Source organism: Chelatococcus composti, from assembly GCF_014201415.1.
Lineage (GTDB): Bacteria > Pseudomonadota > Alphaproteobacteria > Rhizobiales > Beijerinckiaceae > Chelatococcus_A > Chelatococcus_A composti.
Genome location: NZ_JACHEH010000003.1, coordinates 475046 through 498763 on the forward strand (window position 1 = coordinate 475046; position 23718 = coordinate 498763).

At 67.4% G+C, this 23718-nt stretch carries 19 protein-coding genes; 13 read left to right on the forward strand and 6 right to left on the reverse strand.

Annotated features, from left to right (window positions below; genetic code table 11):
• The first annotated feature begins 55 nt into the window (after positions 1–55).
• The 6 genes from HNQ73_RS08455 (at position 56) to HNQ73_RS08480 (ending at position 9084) form a co-directional block, all read left to right on the forward strand.
• Positions 56–688, forward strand: a complete 633-nt coding sequence (locus HNQ73_RS08455; RefSeq protein WP_183334164.1) for a 2-dehydro-3-deoxy-6-phosphogalactonate aldolase — start codon at positions 56–58, stop codon at positions 686–688.
• 333 nt (positions 689–1021) lie between these two features.
• The gene (locus HNQ73_RS08460) at positions 1022–2353 is read left to right on the forward strand and encodes a hypothetical protein (RefSeq protein ID WP_183334166.1); all 1332 of its coding nucleotides are present in this window, start codon (positions 1022–1024) and stop codon (positions 2351–2353) included.
• An 87-nt stretch (positions 2354–2440) separates the two neighbouring features.
• Positions 2441–4261, forward strand: coding sequence for a hypothetical protein (locus tag HNQ73_RS08465; RefSeq protein WP_183334167.1), 1821 nt, complete (start codon positions 2441–2443; stop codon positions 4259–4261).
• A gap of 47 nt (positions 4262–4308) precedes the next feature.
• The gene (locus tag HNQ73_RS08470) at positions 4309–6378 is read left to right on the forward strand and encodes a type I secretion system permease/ATPase (protein ID WP_183334169.1); all 2070 of its coding nucleotides are present in this window, start codon (positions 4309–4311) and stop codon (positions 6376–6378) included.
• Between the two features lie 24 nt (positions 6379–6402).
• The gene (locus tag HNQ73_RS08475; protein WP_183334171.1) at positions 6403–7740 is read left to right on the forward strand and encodes an HlyD family type I secretion periplasmic adaptor subunit; all 1338 of its coding nucleotides are present in this window, start codon (positions 6403–6405) and stop codon (positions 7738–7740) included.
• 312 nt (positions 7741–8052) lie between these two features.
• Positions 8053–9084, forward strand: coding sequence for a helix-turn-helix transcriptional regulator (locus tag HNQ73_RS08480; RefSeq protein WP_183334173.1), 1032 nt, complete (start codon positions 8053–8055; stop codon positions 9082–9084).
• 12 nt (positions 9085–9096) lie between these two features.
• Here the strand turns inward: HNQ73_RS08480 and HNQ73_RS08485 are convergent, their stop codons facing one another.
• Positions 9097–9552, reverse strand: a complete 456-nt coding sequence (locus tag HNQ73_RS08485) for an Lrp/AsnC family transcriptional regulator (RefSeq protein WP_183334175.1) — start codon at positions 9550–9552, stop codon at positions 9097–9099.
• 164 nt (positions 9553–9716) lie between these two features.
• Between HNQ73_RS08485 and HNQ73_RS08490 the strand changes: the two genes are divergently transcribed.
• Entirely contained in the window at positions 9717–10970 is a 1254-nt protein-coding gene (locus tag HNQ73_RS08490; protein ID WP_183334340.1) for a D-amino acid dehydrogenase, read from the forward strand.
• Between the two features lie 10 nt (positions 10971–10980).
• Here the strand turns inward: HNQ73_RS08490 and HNQ73_RS08495 are convergent, their stop codons facing one another.
• Positions 10981–11436, reverse strand: coding sequence for an NUDIX hydrolase (locus tag HNQ73_RS08495; protein WP_183334177.1), 456 nt, complete (start codon positions 11434–11436; stop codon positions 10981–10983).
• Positions 11437–11751: 315 nt separating this feature from the next.
• Positions 11752–12543 (reverse strand): SGNH/GDSL hydrolase family protein, encoded by a 792-nt coding sequence (locus HNQ73_RS08500; RefSeq protein WP_183334178.1) that lies wholly within the window; start codon positions 12541–12543, stop codon positions 11752–11754.
• A gap of 305 nt (positions 12544–12848) precedes the next feature.
• On the opposite strand from HNQ73_RS08500, the gene HNQ73_RS08505 reads away from it, so the two are divergent.
• The 6 genes from HNQ73_RS08505 (at position 12849) to metH (ending at position 21671) form a co-directional block, all read left to right on the forward strand.
• The gene (locus HNQ73_RS08505; RefSeq protein WP_183334342.1) at positions 12849–14315 is read left to right on the forward strand and encodes an AMP nucleosidase; all 1467 of its coding nucleotides are present in this window, start codon (positions 12849–12851) and stop codon (positions 14313–14315) included.
• Between the two features lie 89 nt (positions 14316–14404).
• Positions 14405–15103: a B3/B4 domain-containing protein gene (locus HNQ73_RS08510; protein WP_183334180.1), complete on the forward strand. Its 699-nt coding sequence runs from the start codon at positions 14405–14407 to the stop codon at positions 15101–15103.
• Between the two features lie 311 nt (positions 15104–15414).
• Positions 15415–15828, forward strand: a complete 414-nt coding sequence (locus tag HNQ73_RS08515) for a tautomerase family protein (protein ID WP_183334182.1) — start codon at positions 15415–15417, stop codon at positions 15826–15828.
• A gap of 137 nt (positions 15829–15965) precedes the next feature.
• Positions 15966–16979 (forward strand): ArsR/SmtB family transcription factor, encoded by a 1014-nt coding sequence (locus HNQ73_RS08520; RefSeq protein ID WP_183334184.1) that lies wholly within the window; start codon positions 15966–15968, stop codon positions 16977–16979.
• Positions 16979–17905 carry a methylenetetrahydrofolate reductase [NAD(P)H] gene (gene metF, locus HNQ73_RS08525; protein ID WP_183334186.1) on the forward strand — a complete coding sequence of 309 codons (927 nt, stop codon included), beginning with the start codon at positions 16979–16981 and terminating at the stop codon, positions 17903–17905. The genes HNQ73_RS08520 and metF overlap by 1 nt, the downstream gene beginning before the upstream one ends.
• 22 nt (positions 17906–17927) lie before the next feature.
• The gene (gene metH / locus HNQ73_RS08530) at positions 17928–21671 is read left to right on the forward strand and encodes a methionine synthase (RefSeq protein ID WP_183334188.1); all 3744 of its coding nucleotides are present in this window, start codon (positions 17928–17930) and stop codon (positions 21669–21671) included.
• Positions 21672–21683: 12 nt separating this feature from the next.
• On the opposite strand, the gene HNQ73_RS08535 is transcribed toward metH, so the two are convergent.
• The 3 genes from HNQ73_RS08535 to HNQ73_RS08545 form a co-directional block, all read right to left on the reverse strand.
• A complete protein-coding gene (locus tag HNQ73_RS08535; RefSeq protein WP_183334190.1) occupies positions 21684–22472 on the reverse strand; it encodes an N-acetylmuramoyl-L-alanine amidase in 789 nt (262 codons plus the stop codon).
• Positions 22469–23224 carry a TerB family tellurite resistance protein gene (locus tag HNQ73_RS08540; RefSeq protein WP_183334192.1) on the reverse strand — a complete coding sequence of 252 codons (756 nt, stop codon included), beginning with the start codon at positions 23222–23224 and terminating at the stop codon, positions 22469–22471. The genes HNQ73_RS08535 and HNQ73_RS08540 overlap by 4 nt, the downstream gene beginning before the upstream one ends.
• A 179-nt stretch (positions 23225–23403) precedes the next feature.
• Positions 23404–23673, reverse strand: a complete 270-nt coding sequence (locus tag HNQ73_RS08545; RefSeq protein ID WP_183334345.1) for a glycine zipper domain-containing protein — start codon at positions 23671–23673, stop codon at positions 23404–23406.
• Positions 23674–23718: the final 45 nt, after the last annotated feature.

The window sequence follows — 23718 nt, forward strand, 5'->3', positions numbered from 1 at the left end:
GCGCTAAACGGGGGAGCCTGAATCGGCATGTCCCGCCGCCTGCCCGGAGGAAGCGATGCGTCTGGTCGAAGCCCTGGCAATCCGCCCGCTCGTCGCCATCCTGCGCGGCGTGACGCCGGAGGAAGTCGTCGCCGTCGGCCAGGTACTGGTCGATGCCGGCTTCTCCATCGTCGAGGTCCCGCTCAACTCTCCCCGTCCGCTTGAGAGCATCGCACGCCTTGCGGAGGCCTTCGGCGAGCGGGCGCTGATCGGTGCCGGAACAGTGACGACGACGGCGGAGGTGAAGGGTGTCGCCGAGGCGGGCGGACGCATCGTCGTCAGCCCCCATTTCGATGAGGCGGTGGTGACGATGGCTCTCGGGCGCGGGCTCGACGTGCTGCCAGGCTGCATGACGCCTTCGGAGATCTTCGCGGCGCGCCGGGCTGGTGCCGAGGCTGTCAAGATATTCCCGGCGGAAATCGTTGGCGTCGCAGGGGTCAAGGCGCTGCGTTCCGTCCTGCCCCGGGATCTCAGGATCATGCCCGTCGGCGGCATCTCCCCGGAGAACATGGGCGCGTTCGCGCGGGCGGGCGCCGACGGCTTCGGCATCGGCTCAGCCCTCTACAAGCCCGGCATGACCCTCGACGAGATCGCCCGCGCGGCTGAACGCTTCGTGGCCGCCGGCAACGAGGCCTTCGGCGCCGCGTAGCCCCTCCTCCCTCGTCTTTCGTCTTTTCTTGCCCTCCTGCTTCTCCGGCGCAGCGCTCGCGCGCGCACGCATACCGTCTTCTTGCGTGCGCCGTTCGACGGGGGGCCGCCGGAGCCTGCCCTCGTCCCTGCTAATCGAAACGCATTAGTTGATAGGCTTCTCCTCCTCCACGGGAGTGACATACTCGAGCGGTCAAGAAGAAGCGACAAAATGGCTGGTTGAAACCTTCGGGCTTCGGCAACCTCGGTGCCATTCGTCGACGCTGTGTAATCGAACCTGTCTCGTGACCATAGAGAAAAGTTCTGCGTTTCTATTCGACGAGGGAGAGACGATATGCCCCTGAACGACAATGACACCTATGGAGTCGACCAGAATAACGGTATAATCGATAACGACTTCAACATGAACGTCGGAACGGCGAGCCAGGTCGGCTTCTTCAACTTCGGCGGTGCCGTGCAGGGTATAAGCAGCGGCGGCAACGGGCAGTTCAACACGTCCGGAATCTCCGACACCAGTGGCATCGACGGTTGGTTCAACGGGAACGACTACTATTCCGTGGACCAGGACAATGAGCTTGTCGACAACGACAGCAACAGCAATGTCGGCACGCTCTCCCAGGCTGGTCTGTTCAACTTCGGCGGCCTGACGCAGGGAACGACGAGTGGCGGCAACGGCCAGTCGAACACGTCCCTCATTCAGGACGGCGGCATGGGGTCAGGCTGGTTCACCGGCAATGACCAGTTCCGTGTCGACCAGTACAACGGCCTGGCCGACAACGATGAGAACACGCAGGTCGGCGACATCACCCAGATGGGCGGTCTGAACTTCGCCGGCGCCAGCCAGATCATCGGGAGCGGCGGCAACACCCAGACCAACAGCACGGGCATCGGCGACGCTGCCGTTTCCTTGGGGCTGTTCACCGGCAACGACACCTACTGGACCGGCCAGTCGAACACCATGTTCGACATGGACGCCAACGCCAACGGTTCGGCCATTACGCAGATCGGCGATTTCAACTTTGCCGGTGTGACGCAGGCCATCTCGAGCGGCGGAAACGGTCAGGCCAACGTCTCCAGCATCACTGACGTCGGCCTCGGCTTCGGCGCGTTCAACGACAATGACGACTACGAGGTCAGCCAGCAAAGCCTGCTGGAAGACATCGATCAAAACATGAACGTCGGGACCATCCAGCAGGCCGGGTTCGGGAACCTTGCTGGTGTGGGACAGGGCATCGTCAGCGGCGGCAACGCGCAGGCGAATGCCTCGGGCATCGTCGACCTTGGCTCGGGCCTCGGGCTGGGGGCCGGCAACGACACCTTCCGGGTCGGCCAGCAGAACATCATGTTTGACAACGACATCAACACCAATGTCGGCGTGGTGGCGCAAATCGGCTTCGGCAACGTTGCCGGTATCGACCAGAGCATCTTGAGCGGTGGCAACGGCCAGATGAACACGTCCGCGATAAGCGACGTCGGCTTCGGCGGTTTCGGTGCCAGCAACGACACCTACACCATCAGCCAGGCCAACATGCTGGCCGACAACGACACAAATGCGAACGGGGCCAGCATTTCCCAGGCGTTCGCCTTCAACTTCGCTGACTTCGGTCAGGACATCGTGAGTGGCGGCAACGTGCAGGCCAACACGAGCACCATCGACGACGCATAACCAGACCGACCGACGGACGTGCTCGGGACGCGGACCCGGTGAAGCAGCCGGGTCCGCGTTTCCGACGCCAGCGGAGGGGACGGGACGATGCCGGTCGATCGCATTTCCGAGTTGCTGTGGAACTATCTCAGGGTCCCCCTCGAGCCGGAAGGTGAGCCGGGCTCCGTGTCCCTCGCCTATGTGCGTACCGATGCCGAGGAGCCCGAGGTGGTGCAGCTCGGGCCGGATCCTGTCTTCGCGGCGCGCATTGGTGAACTCGATGCCGCCCGCAGGCCGGACCTTCCCGTTGAGCCCGCCTTTCCGGGTGGCCTCCACCTTCTTGCCGGCACCGTTGATCTGCCCCGGACGTGGCTCGACGCCCATGTGGGGGCCGGCAGCCTCGCCGTGAATCCGGGCGTGTCCGGTGGCAACTTCGCCGATGACAGCATCGGGGCAGTGCCGGTGCCTGTCCAAGGCGCCGGCTCCCTGGTGCCCGCGAACATGGCGCACAAGGTGTCCGCGACCTATGCGCCCGTTGAGCAACCGCCGCCCGCGCCGGCCACCGACACAACCGACACCAACGATACCGCCGACGCCCAGAACGTCCGCCCCGACCTTCCCGATCTCACAGACGCTGCAGTTGAGCAGACCGTGACGAGTGGCGGGAACATCCAGGTCAACGAGGTCGTGATCGACGTGCCGGGCAGCGTCGGCAACGGCGCGGGCGGCAATGTCGTGGTGCAGGGGCTGGATTCCTTCGATGCGCTGGTCAACGGCCTGACCGGACAGGAGCTGCTGCAGGGCTTCTCCGTCGACAGCCATCTTGGCGGAGCGGTGTCGCAGACGATCGTGCGCCAGTTCAACAACCTCGTCGATCAAGACGTGAACCGGCAGTCGGCTGATCTGGCGATGACCGAGGCAGGTCCCGACAGCGTCGGCACGGTGACCCAGGAGACGACGAGCGGCGGCAACAGCCTCAGCAATGAGGCCCTTTTGGTCTCCGGCAGCGACGGCTACGACCTCATCATCGTCAGCGGCAACTACTACGAATATAACATCATCGTTCAGATCAACCTGATCATCGACCGCGACGTCAACCACGCCTACACGCACGCGGAAATCGGCGAGGGCGAGGCTTCGCAGCAGGTGGTGGCGAGCGGTGGCAACGTGCAGATCAACGATGCCGCCATCATCGACACCAACAGCGGCGGCGGCGTGCAGGTGATCGGCGGGCTCTACAGCGAACACTTCATCGCCATACAGTCGTCCATCCTGTTCGACGGCGACATGAATGCCCTTCTGGCGCTTCTCGGCCCGGAGGGGATCACAGCAGCGGCCGCCGGCCAGTTGGCCGCGAGCGGCGGCAACATCCAGATCAACATGGCGCTGTTTGGCTTCGAGGAGGGGGGAGACTCCTGCGGGGATGCGGCCGACTGGCTCGACTTCCTGGCCAATCCTTTCGCTGGCGGCGCCTATGCCACCCAGCTCGTTGATGCCGACGGCAGGCCGATCAACGTGCTCTTCGTCGATGGCGATTACTACGACGTCAACTTCATCATGCAGGTGAATATCATCGACGACAGCGACAGCAATACGCTCGATGCCGAGGCGACCGGCGCCCACAACCTGTCGGGCGACGGTTTCGGCGCCTTCGACTTCGACCAGTTCTCCGAATCCGGAAGCAACACGACCGTCAATACGGCCTACATCATCGACGACAACGGCGGTTTCGGCGCGCAGGTTGTGGCCGGCAACTACACCGAATTCAACATCATCGTGCAGCAGAACGTGCTTTTAGATGGAGACACCAATGTTGTGACACAGATTGCCGGCGCGGTGGACCAGTTTGCGCGTGATGAACTGGCCGAGGCTCTGGCCCAGTCTCCGGCGGCAGCGAGCGGCGATGCGCTGCACACTCTGACAGGCTGATCGAGCAACGCGGCAGGGCATCAGAACACAGGGCCGGGAGGCGGCAGATGCGAGATCCGACGCGTGACGAAGTGAATGCCTCCGGTGCCGCAGCCGGTGGGGTGCGGCAGCCGGTGGGTGGCCTCCAGTCGGCGGGGCGCGAGTTCCCGCGGCTGCCGCGCGCCATCTGGCCGCCGGCCTTCACGGCGGCGCGGCGGTCGGCCTCTGCGGCAGCCGGCGAGCGCGGGGGCGAGCCCGGCGCCGGGGAGCGGCGTCCGGGCGCTGCTGGCGTCGGGGCGCAGAAGTCGCCGCCGGTCGATCTCGCGGGGCGGCCGCAGACGCGGGACCAGATCCTTGCGCCGAAGCGCCGCGACGCCACCGGCGGCGGCAGGAGCACGAGCCGGCGCGCCTATCAGCCCCGGCCGGATGTCATCCGTGCCGGTCTGCGCGCCTGCTGCCGCGGCATCATGCAGGTCGGCGCTTTCTCCGTCGTCATCAATCTCCTGATGCTGACGGTGCCGCTCTACCTCTTCCAGCTCTCGGACCGCGTCCTGACGAGCCGCAGCATCGACACGCTCGTGATGCTGTCGGTCATTGCCATCGGCGCGCTGACCCTGCTCGTTGTGCTCGACGGCCTGCGCCGTTTCGTGCTGACGCGCATCGCGGTGCAGCTCGAGAGCCTGCTCGGCGCCCCGGTCATGGCCGCCGCCCTGCGCTCCGCCGATGTCGGCGCGACGCGCGACATCCAGGCCCTGCGCGACCTGCAACAGGTGCGCTCCTTCATCAACGGGCCGGTGATGCTCGTGCTGTTCGACGCACCGATGGCGCCGCTCTACTTCCTCGCCGTCTTTCTCATCCATCCCATGCTCGGCGTGCTCGCGACGCTGGCCGGCCTGGTGCTCTTCGGCATCGCCGTGCTCAACGAGCGTCTGACGGCGAAGGACTATGGCGCCGCCGGCAACTATGCCATGCGCGCCAACGTCCAGGCCGCGGCGCAGGCGCGCAACGCCCAGGTCATCGGCGCGATGGGCATGCTGGAGGAGGCGATCCTCCTGTGGGGGCGGGAGAATGCAGCTTCCATGAAGGCGCAGGTCAACGCCAACGACCGCAACATCTATCTCGCCAGCCTGTCGCGCTATGTGCGCCTCGTGACGCAGGTCGGCATCCTGGGCTGGGGCGCCTATCTCGCCGTGCAGGGCAGCGTCACCGGCGGCATGATGATCGCCGCCTCGCTCATCGCGAGCCGCGCCCTGGCGCCCATCGAGGGGGCCATCGAGGGCTGGCGCGGCTTCGTGCAGGCCAAGGCCGCCTACGGCCGCATCCGGTCGCTGCTCGACACGCCGACCAACGACACGGAGCGCATGCTGCTGCCGAAGCCCGAGGGCCGGTTGCAGGCGGACAAGATCCTCTACATCCCACCCGGCACGCGGCGCACCGTGCTCAACGGCGTCTCCTTCACGCTGGAGGCGGGGGACACGCTCGCCATCATCGGCCCTTCGGGCGGCGGCAAGTCGACCCTGGCGCGCATGCTCGTCGGCTGCATCGCGCCGACGGCCGGCAGCGTGCGCCTGGACTTCATGGACCTGCGCAACTGGGACCGGCGCCAGCTCGGCGAGAGCATCGGCTACCTGCCGCAGGACATCGAGCTCTTCCCGGGCACGATCAAGGCCAACATCGCCCGCATGCGGCAGGACGCTACCGACGAGGAAATCGCCAAGGCGGCTGTGCTCGCCGGCGTGCATGAGATGATCTCCGGCTTCCAGGACGGTTACGAGACGGAGATCGCCGTGGACGGCAGCCCGCTCTCGGGCGGGCAGAAGCAGCAGATCGCGCTGGCGCGCGCCTTCTTCGGTGATCCTCGTGTCATCGTGCTCGACGAACCCAACGCCAATCTCGACACGGCGGGCGAGCGGGCACTGGCTGCGGCGCTGGCGCGCGCCAAGCGCCAGGGCATCACGGTCGTGCTCGTCACGCAGCGGCCGGCCGTGCTGCAGAGCGTCAACAAGATCCTGATCCTGCGCGAGGGCCAGGTGGCGGCTTTCGGCGAGCGCGACCAGATCCTGCCGCGCCTCATGGCGCAGACGCAGGACGAGGCGCTCGCCGCCGCAAGGGGCGTTGCCACGCCGGCGCGGGTGTAGACGGGACTTTCGGGGGAGGGATGGATGCCCCACGCGGTCATCACCGGTGAGGAATGGTGCGAGGACGTGCCGCGAGCCACGCGCTGGCCGCTGCTGCTCGGCTCCGCGGTGCTGCTGTTCGGCGTCTTCGGCTTCGGCGTCTGGGCCAGCGTCGCACCCATCGACGGGGCGGTGGTGGCCTCCGGCACTTTCGTCGCAACCGGTCAGAACAAGATCATCCAGCATCTCGAAGGCGGCATCATCTCGAAGATCCTGGTCCGCGAGGGGGATGTGGTGGAGGCCGGGCAGCCGCTGGTGCTGCTCGACGACACCGATGCCAAGGCCAATCTGCGGCGCCTCTCCCTGCGGCACGACCGCCTGCTCGCCATCAAGGCGCGGCTCGAGGCGGAGGTGGCGGGAGCCGACGAGGTGACGTTCGGCCCCGAGCTGCTCGCGCGCACCGCGGATCCCGAGGTGGCGGCCATCGTCGAGGGGCAGAAGATCGAGTTCAAGGCGCGGCGCGAGCGCGTGATGAGCGAGGTGGCCATCCTTGAGCAGGGCATCGCGGCGCTGCGCGAGAGCATCAACGGCGGGCGGGCCCAGCTGCGTGCCGTGCAGGCGCAGCTCGGCCTCGTGGCGCAGGAGCTGGAGGCCAAGCGCGAGCTGCTCAAGAAAGGCTATGTCCGCAAGCCGGATGTGCTGGCGCTCGAGCGGGCCCGGGCGGGACTCGAGGGGCAGATCGGCCAGCTCACCGCCGGCATCAGCGACGCGCGCGAGCGCATCAGCCGCGAGGAGCAGAAGATCGCGCACGTGCGCTCGCAGCTCATCCAGTCGGCGACGGAGCAGCTGCGCAACACGCTGAGCGAGCTTGACGACGTGCGCGAGCGGATGCGCATGGCCGAAGGCGTCAGCGAGCGCGTGACCATCGCGGCGCCGGTGAAGGGCATCGTCGTCAAGCTCATGTTCCACACGCCCGGCGGCGTCGTGGCTCCCGGCAAGGACATCCTCGAACTCCTGCCGGTCAACGACGAGCTGGTCATCCAGGTGCGCGTGCGCCCGCAGGACATCGACAGCGTCCACACCGGGCAGGAGGCATTGGTGCGTCTGACGGCGCTCAACCAGCGCATCACGCCGATGATCCCGGGCAAAGTGATCTATGTTTCGGCGGATGCGTTGAGCGACGAGCAGCGCGGCCCTACCCACGGCAGTGCCTATCTGGCTCGCATCTCGCTCGACAAGAAGGCCGTGTCAGAATTGCCGAAGTTTCGACCGACGCCGGGCATGCCGGCGGAAGTCTTCATCAAGACTGGCGAGCGGACGTTCTTTGCCTATCTGCTGCGGCCACTGACCGACAGTTTCGCCAGAGCCTTCAGGGAGCGATAGGCGGCGAGTCCCCCGTGTCCGGGTTCAGGTATTGGTGAATGTATCAGGGTTTCGGATAGCGCGAAATTTTCATCAAAATTATTGCGAAAATTTTCTGTTTAATGTAATTTTAATCAAGGCTGCCACCGCTCTCCGGTTAGGTGGGGGATGTTTTTGTTCTGACGAAGTGATCGTGAGTAATACACCATAACGGGGGCGTCGATGCGTGCGAGCCAGACTTCTAGGGGTGGCCGAGAGACACCGGAGCGAAGATCTGCGCGGGCGCTGCCGGAAGGGATCGCCGCACTGCCGCAGCCGTCGGCTGCGAGCGGCATGAAGCGCGGGCGCGAGATCATCACCAGCATGGTCGATGTCTTCTGTCGTCTTTCCGGAGCGCACAGCAGCATTGCAGCACAGCTCAACGCAGCGAGCCGGACGGCGTCTCCGCTGCACGTGGCAGGACGCGAGGCAAGCGCCATCGCGAGCCATTGCCAGGCCCTGCTGCAGCCGATGGCGAGCGACGTCGGCGTTCGCGAGTCTTCGCTTTTGAACCCGTCGGCGGAGGGGCCGCTCATCGTTCATGAGCATTTTCTCGACGGGCGCCTGCTGACGGGTACCATGCGTGTCGCGCCTGATCCCAACGCCTTCGCACTGGCCTCGGTGCTCCTGCCGGTGCGGCAGGATCCCATCGTTCTCGACCAGGAGCGCCGCGCCTTCGGGACGCTTCTGCAGGGGATCGCCGATACGCTGCGGCAGGAGGTGGTGCCGTCGCGCACGCCCGGCGCCTTCATGAGCGCCGCGGTCGTCGACCGTTGCGTGCCCTGGGGCTACGTGGTGGTAGACGAGGAGGGCTACATTCTGTTTGCCAACCAGCGGGCGAGGGCGGCGATCGTCGCCGGCTGCGGCATCGAGAGCCGCGGCGGCCGCCTCAGGGCCCTGCGCTCGGTTGTCGACCGCACGCTCGCCGCCACCATCAACGAGATGGCGAAGGCTGCGCTGGAGGGCACCTCGCCGCCCTCGCGCGTCATCGCTGTTCCGAGCGCGGACGGGGAATGCCGCTTCGCGCTCAAGGTCACACCCTACGGGCGGGGCGAGGGCACGGGCATGGGCACGGCCTATGTCTTCATCATCGACCTGAAAAGCCGGCTTCGCGCCAACCACGAGGAGCTCGCCTGCCTGTTTTCCCTGTCGGACAAGGAATCGCGCTTCGCCGAGCTTTTCTGCTCCGGCCTGCGGCTCAACGAGATCGCGGCGATGATGGGTATCACGGCGAACACGGCGCGCGTGCACCTGCATAACCTGTTCAAGAAGACCGGCACCTCGAGCCAGGTCGAGCTCGCGTGGAAGCTTGCCCGCGTGCTCTGAGGCGGGAGGCCCTCAGAGGCGGGGAGCACGCACGACGGTGCGGATCGCGAAGGCCGACTGGATCCGCGCGACGCCGGGCAGGCGGGACAGGACGTCCGTGTGGATGCGCTCATAATCGGCCGCGTCCTTTGCGGAGACGCGCAGGTGATAGTCGGCCAGGCCCGTCATCAGATAGCACTCCTGCACCTCGGGGCAGCGGCGCACGGCCGCCTCGAAACGGCGCAGGTACTCCTCCGTCTGGCGCTCCAGCGATATCTGGACAATGACAACCGTTGCCTCGCTGCGCGGCCCCTCGTCGACGATGGCCGTATAGCCGCGGATCACGCCACTTTCCTCGAGATGGTGCAGGCGCCGCAGGCAGGCTGACTGGGACAATCCGACCTCGGCGGCCAGCTTGGCGTTGCTCATGCGCCCATCCTGCCGCAGGAGGCGGATGATGCGCAGATCCGTCGCGTCAAGCTCGCGCATGCAATATCCCCCCGAAATGACGTAATAATTTGCAATATGTGAGAGAGAATTCGCATAACGTTCGATATCATGCAAGGAAATTAGAGGAACGTTGCGTGTATCCTGCGCCCGCAGCGGCGCCGCCGGAGGAATGGGCGGCGGTGCAGGATGAGCGGAGGGTTGTCGTGAAGGTGCTCGTTCTCGGCAGCGGCGTGATTGGCGTCGCGAGCGCTTACTACCTCGCCAAGGCAGGCCACGAGGTCACGGTCGTCGACCGGCAGCCGGCGCCTGCGCTCGAGACGAGCTATGCGAACGCCGGTGAGGTATCACCGGGCTACTCGGCGCCGTGGGCCGGGCCCGGTGTGCCGCTGAAGGCCGTGAAGTGGCTGATGATGAAGCATGGGCCGCTCGTGGTGCGCCCGCAGCTCGATCCGGCCATGTGGATCTGGATGGCGCGCATGCTCGCGAACTGCACGAGCGCTGCCTACGCGGTCAACAAGGCGCGCATGGTACGGCTCGCGGAATACAGTCGCGACCAGCTGCGCGCCCTCAGGGCCGAGACGGGCATCACCTATGACGAGCGCAGCCGCGGCACGCTGCAGCTCTTCCGCGAGGAGGCGCAGCTCGAGGCAACCGCCAAGGATGCGGCGGTCCTCGCCGAGTCCGGCGTGCCCTACGAGGTGCTGGACGTCGAAGGCTGCATCCGTGCCGAGCCGGCGTTGGCCCGTGTGCGCGGCAAGTTCGTCGGCGGCTTCCGCCTGCCGGACGACGAGACCGGCGACTGCCACATGTTCACGCAGAAGCTGGCGGCGCTGTGCGCCGAGCTTGGCGTCGTCTTCCGCCACGGCGTCCACATCAAGGCCCTGTCGATGGAGGGGGAGCGCCTCGCCGGGGTCTCGACCGATGCAGGCTTCCTCACCGCTGATGCCTATGTCCTGTCGCTCGGCAGCTATTCGCCGCTTCTGCTGCGCCCTCTCGGCCTGTCAATCCCGGTCTATCCTGTGAAGGGCTATTCCATCACCGTGCCGATCACCGATGAGACGGCGGCGCCGGTGTCCACCGTGATGGACGAGACCTACAAGGTGGCGATCACCCGCCTTGGCGACCGCATCCGCGTGGGCGGCACGGCGGAACTTTGCGGCTACGACCTGACACTGCGCCCCTCCCGGCGCGCCACGCTCGAACACTCGGTGGGCGACCTGTTCCCGGATGGGGGAGACCTGTCGAAGGCAAGCTTCTGGTGCGGGCTGAGGCCCATGACGCCAGACGGCACTCCGGTGATCGGGCCGACGCGCCTGTCCAACCTCTATCTCAACACCGGTCACGGCACGCTGGGCTGGACGATGGCCTGCGGTTCCGGTCGTGTGATCGCGGACATCGTCGGCGGGCGAAAGCCGGAGATCGAGACGGCCGACCTCGCCATGAGCCGCTACGGCTGAGGCACGCGCCTCATCCAAACTGGCCGGAGGCCAGCGTGTCGGGCAGCTTCTCGATGATCCTGGCGAGCCCTTCCTCGTTGACCAGCCGGGCGGCCTCTCCGGGGGAGAACCAGCGGCGTTCGCGCTCGTCCATCTCCGGCCAGCGGCGCCGCTCTTTCTCCACCGTCAGCGGAAAGAGTTCGACCTCGCAATCGACGGTCGAGTTGCGCTTCAGGCGCTTGGCGTAGACGTAGGACCCGATGGGCCGGTCCGAGATGGAGCCGTTGACGCCCGCTTCCTCGAAGGCCTCGCGCGCCGCGGTGTCATGGCCTTCGAGGCCCTTCATCGGCCAGCCTTTTGGCACGATCCAGCGGCGCGTCTGGCGCGACGTGATCAGCATGATCTCGAGCTGGCCCTCCGGTGTGAAACGAACCGGGATGGCTCCAAACTGCTTGCGGCGGGACTTGCCCATGGGCTCCTGATACATCGCGTCTCGTCGTGTACCTCGCGGGTCTGCGCGGCCTCGTCCGGTCGCTCCCGTGCCAAAACGACAATCGCCGCCCCTCATGAAGGGGCGCTGCTCGATCAAGGCGGAGGAAGCAAGCGGTACCGGTTGCCGCTATGTAACCATACGCTTCGACGCGCAGGCTGTCACGCGGGTCACGGTTGTCTTGCTCGCACCTGCCGCACGTTTGCTGCGGAAGCGAAATGAGAACCGAACGAATCGAATATAACATAACCGGCTAATGATTCGAGCGGGCTTGTGGCCGCGCTGACCCCGGTTGCGAGCTTCGCGAAAGCTTCAGAAGCCGGCCGCGGTGCCGGCCGTCGAGACGACCTGCGGGGCGGGAGCAGGATCTGGCCGGTTTCCGGCGACCGCGACCGCCGCGGGCTTGCGGGCCGCGTTCAGGATTTCCTGCGCCAGGCTCGCGGCGAGGCAGGCATAGCCCTGGTCGCTCATGTGGAAGCCGTCGGCTGCCAGCATGGGGCGCAGTCCCCCCGGCGCGCGCAGAGCCCAGGTCTTCATGAGCCCGTAGCGGGAAAAGACGCAGGCCTTAAGACGCGCACCGACATCGTCGATGATGGACACGAAGCGCTCGTAGCGAGCGGGCCGCGATATGGTGGGGTAGAACTGCTGGTCGATGAGAACGAGATCAGCGCCGGTGGCGAGCACGCTCGCGACGCCGCGCTCCACCAACTGTCGGAAGGCATCCTCGTGCATATCGGTCAGGGCGTCGTTCGTTCCCACCTGCCACAGCACCAGGTCGGGCCGCACGATGGCGAGCTGCTGCTCCAGGCGGGCGAGCGTCTGGGCCGCCGTCTCGCCGCTGACGCCCGAGACATGCATGCGCACCTCGACGCCGGGCAACGCGGTTTCCACGAGCCGCTCGAACTGGAAGGGGTAGCCGGCGCTCGGCGTCGAGGCTCCGACGCCGGCGGTCGTCGAGGAGCCGATGGCGAGGATGGTGAGCGGCGCCCCCTTTGCCAGCCGCTCGGCTGTCCGCTCCAGCGTGTCGTAGAGCTTCAGCATCGGCGGATGGGTGGCACAGGGCACGGCGGTTTCGCCCGCGACTGCCCGAGAGGGCGCCGTCATACCCTCCTGCGCGTTCGACACGCCAGAGGAGACGAGCAGCCCGACGCAGGCAACGAGAGCGCACCACGGACGAACAGGCACACGACGCGCTGCTGCCGGCATCGGTCGCAAATTGTGCAAGATGATGGCCCCCCTCGGCGCGAGCGCGCCGTTCCAAACACCTTCATATCATGGCGGCGAGGTCGGCAAAAGATGCCCGGTCGGGCCGGATGTGGCCTTGCGGCTGGACGAGCGGCCGCCCAGACGCCACCTTGGAAGCGGACCCCGCAGGGGCGACGCAGCAGGGGAGACGAGGCGTGAACGTGATGAAGGCAGGCCATTTCGAACCCGTCGCGAGTGCGAGCGAAGCCGTGGACCGGCTTGCGGCGCTGCACGGGGCTGCCTGCCAGTCCCTGCGCGACGCGCTCGAACGGTATCTGAAGACGCGCAAGCCGCCGACGCCGGCAGAGCGCGCCACTTTCCGCTACCCGGAAGTGCGGGTGACCTACCGCCCCGAAGGGGTTATGCCGGTCTCGGCGCGGGCTTATGCCAAGTTCCAGGGGCCCGGCGTCTATTCGACGACCGTGACGCAGCCCGAGGCATTCCGGCCCTATCTCGTCGAGCAGCTCGGCCTCCTGATGCAGGACTTCGACGCGCGGGTGGAGGTGGGCGTCAGCGAGCTGGAGATCCCCTATCCCTATGTCGTCGATCGCGGCGACGAGCTGGCGGGGCACGGAGTGAGTGCAGTCGAGCTGGCGCGCTTCTTCCCGACGCCGATGCTCGCGGCGGTCGGCGACGAGATCGCCGACGGGCTGTGGGAGGGGGAAGAAGGTCAGCCGCGGCCGCTCGCCCTGTTCGACGCCGTGCGGGTCGACTTCTCGCTCCGGCGCCTCGTCCACTACACCGGGACGGATTGGCGCCTCATCCAGCCCTGGGTGCTGCTCACCAACTACCACCGCTATGTCGACCAGTTCGTGCGCTGGGCGCTGGCACGGCTCAAGGACGACGAGCGCTATGAGCGGCTGGTGCTGCCGGGCAATGTCGTCATTCCCCGCGGGCTGGCGGAAGACGAGGCCATCGCGCGCGTCACCGGCGTGGCCTGGCACCGCTTCCAGATGCCGGCCTATCATCTCGTGGCGCGCGACGGCCACGGCGTGACGCTGGTCAACATCGGCGTCGGGCCGGCCAATGCCAAGAACATTACGGATCATCTTGCCGTGTTGCGCCCGCACTGCTGGTTGATGATCGGTCACTGTGGCGGCCTCAGGCAGTCGCAGATGATCGGCGACTACGTTCTCGCCCACGCCTACCTCAGGCAGGACCGCATTCTCGATGAGGCCGTGCCGACGCATGTGCCGATCCCCGCGCTCGCCGAGGTGCAGGTCGCCCTGCAGGAGGCAGCGGCCATCGTCACCGGCGACAAGGGCGAGGCGCTGAAACGCCGCCTGCGCACCGGCACCGTCCTCACCAACGACGACCGCAACTGGGAGCTGCGCTGGTCGCAGGAGCGGCGCGTCATCAATCTCTCGCGGGCCATCGCGGTGGACATGGAGAGCGGCACCATCGCCGCCCAGGGCTACCGCCTGCGCGTGCCCTACGGCACGCTGCTTTGCGTGTCGGACAAGCCGCTGCACGGCGAGATCAAGCTGCCAGGCGCCGCCAACGCCTTCTACGAGCGGGCGGTGGGCGAGCATCTGCAGATCGGCCTCAAGGCGCTCGACCTCTTGCGCAGCCAGCGTGCCCAGCTTCACTCGCGCAAGCTGCGCAGCTTCGACGAGCCGCCCTTCCGTTAAGCGTCTGCAAATCCGGAATGCATCATCGGCATGGCATCGGCCGCGCAAGTTGAGGCAGGCTCGTGGCCCATCCTGCAGCGAGGTTTTCCATGCAACTGTCGATCGCCGAGATAGCGTCCGCGTTCCCCAGGTTCCGCGTGGCGGTGGTAGCGGTCGACGATCTCGCAATCACCGGCGCGCGTCCGCAGGCGCTCGATGCGCTCATTGCCGCGCGCGAGGCGGCCTGTCGGGAACGATGGGGCCATCTGGAGCTGTCGCAGGTGCCGGGCATTGCGGTCTGGCGCGAGGCCTACAAGGCCTTCGGCATCAAGAAGACGAGCTATCGCTCCTCAGTCGAGCGGCTGGTGAAGCGCGTCCTCGCCGGCGAGCGGCTGCCCGTCGTCAACAGCTTCGTCGATCTCTACAACGCCGTGTCCTTGGAACACGTCTTCTGCTGCGGGGCCGACGACCTCGACAAGGTGGCTCCGCCGCTCGCCTTCCGCTTCGCCCGGGAGGGGGACAGCTTCCGCGACATGGCCGCCGGCGGCGCGGAGGAGGATCCGCCGAAGCAGGGCGAGGTCGTCTATGCCGACACCCGCCACGTGCTCTGCCGGCGCTGGAACTGGCGGCAGGATGCGCGCACCGGCATCGATCTCGGCACCAGGCGTGCCGTGGTGACCATCCAGGCCAACGGTGTCGGTGATCTCGAGGCGGCGATCGCCGATTTCTCGGCGCTCGTCGCCGAGTATTGCGGCGGCCGCTGCCGCGTGGCCATCGCCGACCAGGCGACGCCGGTCGTCACCCTCTGAGCCGTCAGCGCTCGGCGCGCAACGCTGCGGCGAGTGTGCGCAGCGCCAATTGCGTGCGCGGGTTGCTCGCCCGGCTGAAGCACGATGGGGGAAGGCGGGAAGTCGGGCAGACCCCAGGCCAGCCCAATGTCGGGCGGCGCATGCCTGGGCGATGCGGCGGGCGAGCGGCGCGACGGCGAGCCCCGCCTCCACTGCCACGACGGCGGCGATGCCGCTGCCGACCAGGCCTATGCCGCTGCTGACCACGCACCATGTTATCTTCAATGGATCGGGCGCGGTAGCCTCGGCGCCCGCTGGAGGAGGCGAGGGCCATGCCGATCATTGAAGTGAAGTATGCCGCTGCGCAGGGGCGGCGTGTCGCACGCAGCGATATCGCGAAGGCGGCGAGCGCGCTTGCCGCCGATGTGCTGGGCAAGTCGCCGGCCGTCACCGCCGTGGTGGTGGAGGAGGTGGCGGCGCAGAACTGGTTCTGTGGGGGTCGCGCCCTCGCCGAGAGCGGCCTTGCGAGTTTCTGGCTGTCCATCCGCATCACGGAAGGCACGAACACCCGCGCCGAGATGGGCGACTTCGTCGCCGCGACCTTCTCGGCCATGGGCAGCCTGCTCGGGCCGGTGCACGAGGAGAGCTACGTGCATGTGATGGAGGCGCGCGGTTTCGCCTATGGCTATGGCGGCCGCACGCAGGACGAGCGGGAGACTGGAAGGCGCGCAGGCGCGACGGCCTGAGGTGAGGCAAGGGACGAGGCCGGCCCGGCTCGGTCCTTCGCCATCCGCTGCACACCATTTGTCGGCAGCGCGGCGTTCTTCCTTGCATCTGTCTCAGGTTCATATAAACATATGTTTATATCTGTTGGACCAGAGCGATGCGCCAGCCGCTGTCACTGCCATTCACGACGGTTCTTGCCGGGCTCAAGGCCGCGGCGGAGGAGACGCGCCTGCGCATCCTGGCACTGCTCGCGGACGGTGAGCTCAACGTTTCCGATCTCACCGACATCCTCGGCCAGTCGCAGCCGCGCATCTCGCGCCATCTGAAGCTGCTTACCGAGGCCGGGCTCGTCGAGCGCCACCGCGAGGGGGCGTGGGCTTTCTTCCGCCTCGACCACCGCAACGGGGCCGCGGCGGCGATCCGCGCGGTGCTTGAGAGCCTCGATCACGACGACCAGCAGCTCGCTGCCGACCGGGCGCGCCTTGCCGCCGTGCGCAAGGCGCGGGCCGAGAGCGCGCAGGCCTTCTTCGCGCGCCTCGCCGCGGACTGGGATCGCATCCGTTCGCTCCATGTCTCGGAGGAGGCGGTGGAGCAGGCGGTGCGGGAGACGATCGGCGACAAGCCGGTCAATGCCTTTCTCGATCTTGGCACCGGCACGGGGCGCATGCTGCAGCTCGTGGCGCCGCTCGCCCGCCGGGCGGTGGCTGTCGACGCCAACCATGCCATGCTCTCCGTCGCGCGGGCCAACATCGAGCGCGCCGGCCTCTCGGGCATCGAGCTGCGCCAGGGCGACATCTACGCCCTGCCGGTCGAGCGCAATGCCTTCGACCTCGTGCTCGTGCATCAGGTACTGCACTATCTCGACGATCCCGCGCGGGCCATCCGCGAGGCGGCGGCGGTGCTGGCGCCGGGCGGGCGCCTGCTGGTCGTCGACTTCGCGCCCCACGAGCTCGAATTCCTGCGCGCCGAGCATGCCCACCGTCGCCTCGGCTTCGCCCATGAGCAGATCGCCCAGTGGTTTGCCGAGGCGGGGCTCGAGCTCGTCTCGACGCGTGAGCTGAAGCCGCCGCGCGACGAGACCGACAAGCTCACCGTCTGCCTGTGGCTGGCGCGCGACAGGCGCGTCGTCACCGACTGGCCATTGCAAGCACCCGAGAAAGAGGTCGCCTGATGTCGCACGCCCCCTTCCGCCCCAGCCGTCGTGGCGCGTGCCCGGTGCGCGTCTCCTTCGAGTTCTTCCCGCCGAAGACCCCGGAGATGGAGGAGACGCTGTGGGCGTCGATCAAGCGGCTGGCGCCGCTCGGGCCTCACTTCGTCTCCGTTACCTACGGGGCGGGCGGCTCGACGCGCGAGCGCACGCACGCGACCGTCAAGCGCCTCGTCGAGGAGACGTCGCTCGCGCCGGCGGCGCACCTCACCTGCGTCTCGGCTACGCGGGAGGAGGTGAACGAGGTGGTGCGCGCCTATTGGGAAGCGGGCGTGCGCCATATCGTGGCCCTGCGGGGTGACCCGGCCGAAGGCATCGGCGCCGCCTTCAGGCCGCATCCCGGCGGCTACGAGGGCTCACCGGAGCTCGTCGCCGGCATCCGCGCCATCGCCGATTTCGACGTCTCGGTCTCGGCCTATCCCGAGAAGCACCCCGAGAGCGTCTCCATCGACGCCGACATCGAGCTTCTAAAGCGCAAGGTGGATGCGGGCGCCTCGCGTGCCATCACCCAGTTCTTCTTCGACAACGACGTCTATTTCCGCTACCTCGACAAGGTGCGGGCCCGCGGCATCGACATCCCCATCGTGCCGGGCATCCTGCCGGTGCAGAACTTCAAGCAGGCGGCCAACTTCGCCGCGCGCGCGGGGGCGAGCGTCCCGGCCTGGCTGGCGAACCGCTTCGACGGCCTCGACAACGACGTTGAGACGCGCCGCCTCATCGCCGCGGCTGTGGCGGCGGAGCAGGTGATCGACCTCGTCGACCGCGGCGTGACGGATCTGCACTTCTACACGATGAACCGCGCCGACCTCGTCTATGCCATCTGCCACCTGCTCGGCCTGCGGCCGACGACGGCGGAGGCCGAGCCCGTGGCCGCTGTGGCGGTGGCGTAACCCTTTCGAAGGTTCTTTTCACATGACGGACGTTTGCCCCGCCGACGGCGCCGAGGTGCGCAGAGCCCTCACCGAAGCCGCGCGCCAGCGCATTCTCGTGCTCGATGGGGCCATGGGCACAGAGCTGCAGGCCTACAAGTTCTCGGAGGAGGACTTTCGCGGCGACCGTTTCCGCAACCACGGCCGGGAGCTGCGGGGCAACAATGACCTGCTCGTTCTCACCCAGCCGGAGGCGGTGAAGGCAGTGCACCTGGCCTATTTCCGCGCCGGGGCCGATATCGTCGAGACGAACACCTTCTCCGGCACCGCCATCGCCCAGGCGGACTACGGGCTCGAGGCGATCGTCTACGAGCTCAACCTGGAAGGGGCGCGCATCGCCCGCACGGCGGCCCGCATCGCCGAGGCGGAAGACGGGCGACGCCGCTTCGTCGCCGGCGCCGTGGGGCCGACCAACCGCACGCTCTCCATCTCGCCGGACGTCAACAATCCGGGCTATCGGGCCGTGACCTTCGACGAGGTGTGCAACGCCTATGCCGAGCAGGTGCGTGGCCTCGTCGACGGTGGCGTGGATATCATCCTCATCGAGACGATCTTCGACACGCTCAACGCCAAGGCGGCGATCTTCGCGGCCAGGCGGGTCTTTGCCGAGAGGGGCGTCGACCTGCCGATGATGATCTCGGGCACGATCACGGACCTGTCGGGCCGCACGCTCTCCGGCCAGACGCCCACGGCCTTCTGGTATTCGGTGCGTCACGCCGAGCCGTTCTCCATCGGCCTCAACTGCGCGCTCGGCGCGCGCGAGATGCGCGCCCACATCCAGGAGATCGGCAAGGTCGCTGACACCTTCGTCTGCGCCTATCCCAACGCCGGCCTCCCCAACGAGTTCGGCCTCTATGACGAGAGCCCGGAGGCAATGGCAGCAATGATCGCCGAGTTTGCCGACGCCGGGCTCGTCAACCTCGTCGGCGGCTGCTGCGGCTCGACGCCGGCGCACATCAAGGCCATCGCCGAGGCGGTGGCCGGCAAGGCCCCGCGCGCCGTTCCCGAGATCGAGCCACGCATGCGCCTCGCCGGGCTCGAGCCGCTGGAGCTGACGCCCGACATTCCCTTCGTCAACGTGGGCGAGCGCACCAACGTCACCGGCTCGGCCCGCTTCCGCAAGCTGATCACGGCCGGCGACTATGCCGCGGCGCTCGACGTGGCGCGCGAGCAGGTGGCTAACGGCGCCCAGGTCATCGACATCAACATGGACGAGGGCCTGCTCGACAGCCGCAAGGCCATGGTCGAGTTTCTGAACCTCATCGCGGCCGAGCCGGACATCGCCCGTGTGCCGGTGATGATCGACTCCTCCAAGTTCGAGGTGATCGAGGCCGGGCTCAAGTGCGTGCAGGGCAAGGCCATCGTCAATTCCATCTCGCTCAAGGAGGGAGAGGAGAAGTTCCTGGCCGAGGCGCGCATCTGCCGGGACTTCGGCGCGGCGGTGGTCGTCATGGCCTTCGACGAGGCCGGCCAGGCCGACACCGAGGACCGCAAGGTCGAGATCTGCACGCGTGCCTACCGGCTGCTGACGGAGAAGGTGGGGTTCCCGCCCCAGGATATCATTTTCGATCCCAATATCTTCGCCGTGGCCACGGGCATCGAGGAGCACGACAACTACGGCGTCGACTTCATCAACGCCACGCGCCGTATCCGCCAGAGCCTGCCGCATGTGCATGTCTCCGGCGGCGTCTCGAACCTCTCCTTCTCGTTCCGCGGCAACGAGCCTGTGCGCGAGGCGATGCACGCCGTCTTCCTCTACCACGCCATCGCGGCGGGCATGGACATGGGCATCGTCAACGCCGGCCAGCTCGCCGTCTATGACGAGATCGAGCCGGAGCTGCGCGAGGCCTGCGAGGACGTGGTCCTCAACCGCCGCAAGGACGCGACCGAGCGACTGCTGGCGCTCGCCGAGAACTTCAAGGGCAAGGGCAAGCAGGCGAGGGAGCAAGACCTCGCCTGGCGCACGTGGCCGGTCGAGAAGCGACTGGAGCACGCGCTCGTCAACGGCATCGCGGACTATATCGAGGAGGATGTCGAGGAAGCGCGCCTTGCCGCGGAGCGGCCACTGAACGTGATCGAGGGGCCGCTGATGGCCGGCATGAACGTGGTCGGCGACCTCTTCGGCGCCGGCAAGATGTTCCTGCCACAGGTCGTGAAGTCCGCCCGCGTCATGAAGCAGGCCGTGGCCTATCTCATGCCCTACATGGAGAAGGAGAAGGAAGGCAGCGGCCTCGCCGACCGGCCCGCCGCGGGCAAGGTGCTGATGGCGACGGTAAAGGGCGACGTGCACGACATCGGCAAGAACATCGTCGGTGTCGTCCTGCAGTGCAACAACTACGAGGTCATCGACCTCGGCGTCATGGTGCCGGCGCAGAAGATCCTCGAGACTGCGCGCAGGGAGAAGGTCGACATCATCGGCCTGTCCGGTCTCATTACGCCGTCGCTCGACGAGATGTGCTTCGTCGCCTCGGAGATGGAGCGCGAGGGCTTCGACATTCCGCTTCTCATCGGCGGGGCGACGACGAGCCGCGTGCACACGGCGGTGAAGATCCATCCCAATTACACCCGCGGGCAGGCGGTGCATGTCAACGACGCGAGCCGTGCCGTGGGCGTCGTCTCGTCGCTTCTGTCTTCCGAACAGCGCGGCCCCTACATCGAGGCTGTACGCAGCGAGTATGCGCGGATCGCCAATGCCCACGCGCGCAGCGAGGCCGACAAGCAGCGGGTGCCGCTGGCGAAGGCCCGCGCCAATCCGGTCAGGATCGACTGGGCGTCCTATACGCCGCCCAGGCCCACTTTCCTCGGCACGCGCGTGTTCCGCTCCTACGACGTCGGGGAGCTCTTGCGCTACATCGACTGGACGCCCTTCTTCCAGACCTGGGAGATGAAGGGCCGCTTCCCGGCCATCCTCGAGGACGAGGAGCAGGGGGCGGCGGCGCGCCAGCTCTACGAGGATGCGCAGGCGATGCTGAAGCGCATCGTCGAGGAGCGGTGGTTCAACCCCAAGGCGGTGATCGGCTTCTGGCCGGCGAATGCCGTGGGCGACGACATCGTGCTCTATACGGGTGAGAGCCGGCAGGAGAAGCTCGCCACCTTCTTTACCCTGCGCCAGCAGCTGTCCCGGCGTGATGGCCGTCCCAACGTCGCGCTCGCCGATTTCGTGGCGCCCGAGGGGGTAAAGCCCGACTATGTCGGCGGTTTCGTGGTGACAGCCGGCATGGAGGAGGAGCGTATCGCGCGGCGCTTCGAGCGCGCCAACGACGACTATGCGTCGATCATGGTCAAGGCGCTCGCCGACCGCATCGCGGAGGCCTTCGCCGAGCGCATGCACGAGCGCGTGCGCAAGGAGTTCTGGGCCTATGCCCCGGACGAGGAACTCGACAACGAGGCGCTGATCCGCGAGGAATATGCCGGTATCCGGCCCGCGCCGGGCTATCCGGCTCAGCCGGACCATACGGAGAAGGCGACGCTCTTCCGCCTGCTGGAGGCAGAGCGGCGCATCGGCGTGAGGCTCACCGAGAGCTTCGCCATGTGGCCCGGCTCATCCGTCTCCGGCCTCTACATCGCCCACCCGGATTCATTCTACTTCGGCGTCGCCAAGGTGGAGCGCGACCAGGTGGAGGACTATGCCCTGCGCAAGGGCATGGAGATTGCCGAGGTGGAGCGCTGGCTCGCCCCCATCCTGAACTACGATCCGTCGGCCTACACGCGCGAGGCAGCGGAGTAGGCCGGCGCGCCATCATGCGATGGTGGTCGCTTCCGGGCGGCTGGCGATGAGGTCGCGCAAGGTGGTGATGGTCGAGGCGTCTGCGATGCCGTCGACGCGCTCGGGCCGGAAGTGACGCTGGAAGGCGGTGACAACAGCCTTCGTCGCCTCGTCATAGATGCCGGAGATGGGCACGTCGTAGCCATACATGGCGAGCATCGCCTGCAGCGCCTCGATCGGCTGGCCACGCTCGCCGGGACTGAGGAAGCGCCCGCTGCGGATCGGGGCGGGGCGCACGAAATGGCCGACGCCGGCGCGGTGGAGCTCCTCCCACGGAAAGAGTTCGCCCGGATCCTGCTTGCGCAGCGGGGCCACGTCCGAATGCCCGAGGACGCGGTCGGCCCGGATCGACCAGCGGTTGATGATGTCGCGGCAGAGTGCGACGACGGCTGCGATCTGCGCCGCAGGGTAGGGCGGCAGGCCGCCGTCGTGGCCGGGGTTGGCGATCTCGATGCCGATGGAGGCCGAGTTGATGTCGCGCTCGCCCGTCCAGCAGGCCTTGCCCGCATGCCAGGCGCGGCGCGCCTCGGGCACGAGCTGCAGCACATGGCCATTCTCGAAGACGAAATAGTGCGCCGAGACCTCGGTGGTGGGGTTGCACAGGCGCTGCAGCGCCTCGCCGGCATCGGCCATGCCGGTGTAATGCAGTACCAGCATGTCGGGCCGGCGCGGCCTGCCGTCCGCTGTCAGCCGCTCACTGTGGTTGGGGGATGCAAACACCTTGGCGGCGACGGGGCTGTCGGGAGTGGGCTGCTGGCTCATGACGCGGTCTCTGCGGGGTCTTTCTCGTTCATGCGGCGCTGGCGCACGATCTCGTCCCAGGCGGCATTGAGGGCGGCGGCACGCTCGGTGGCGATGCGCACGGCCTCCGCTGGCAGGCCGCGGGCGATCTGCCGGTCCGGGTGGCTCTCGGCGATGCGCTTGCGGTAGAGGCGGCGCAGCTCCTCGTCGCTCATGCCCCGGTCTGCCCCCAGGATGACATAGGGATCGTCGGCGCGATGCACGTGCCGCGCCTCGATGCGGCGGAAATCCTCGTCACTCAGGCCGAAGATGGCGGCGACGGTCGAGAGGTAGGCGAGCTCGTCCTCGTGCAGGGCGCCGTCGGCCGCCGCGATGAGGAAAAGGCCATCGAGGACGTCCTCAAGCAGCGCAGGCTCGTCGGCGAACAGCGTGGCGAGCTGGCGGGCATAGGCCTCGAAGCCGGCGGTGGTCGCCTTGGCAATGTTGAAGAGGCGGGAGATCTGGGCGAATTCCTCGGCCGGCGCGTCGATGATGGCATGGAAGGCGCGGATCTCGGAGCCCGTGACCACGCCGTCGGCCTTCGCCATCTTGGCCGCGAGCGCGACGAGACCGGTCGTGAACACGACCTGCCGCGGCGGCGGCCGGAAGAGGGCATTTGCGTCGTCGATCAGCAAATGCCCTGCAAGAGCGCCGATGAGGGCGCCCAGCGGCCCGCCGATGGCCAGCCCGATGCCGGCGCCGCCGAGCTTGCCCCAGCCGAATTTATCCCACATGGGTCGAGACCGTTTCCCGGGTGCTGCCTTTCATGGTGCGACGCTCGCGGCCCTCGTCGTGTCGGGCGGAGCGGCGCCGGTCCACAGCAGGACAGGGGGACAGCTAGCGGGGCGCCGGGGCCTTGGCAAGGCGGGAAGGGGAGGCGTGCGCGCGGCCAGGCACGGCCGCGCGCCCGTTGTCAGTAACACTCGCGATAGCGACGGCCGCGATAGTAATAGTACTCGCAGCGCGGGGCAGTTGCCGCTCCGACCACGGCGCCCCCGGCCGCGCCGATAGCACCGCCGACGAGCGCGCCGCCGACGTCGCCCGTCGCAGCGCCGCCGATGACCGCGCCGGCCGCGCCGCCGATCAGGGCGCCGCCGACAGCCCGATCCTGCGGTGTATTGCAGGCTGTGAGGCCGAGCGCCATCAGCCCGAGTAGGGCTCCCTGCCAGAGGTGACGCTTCATCATGTTACTCCTGTTTCGCTGGGCTGGCCGCCGTGGGCGCAGCCG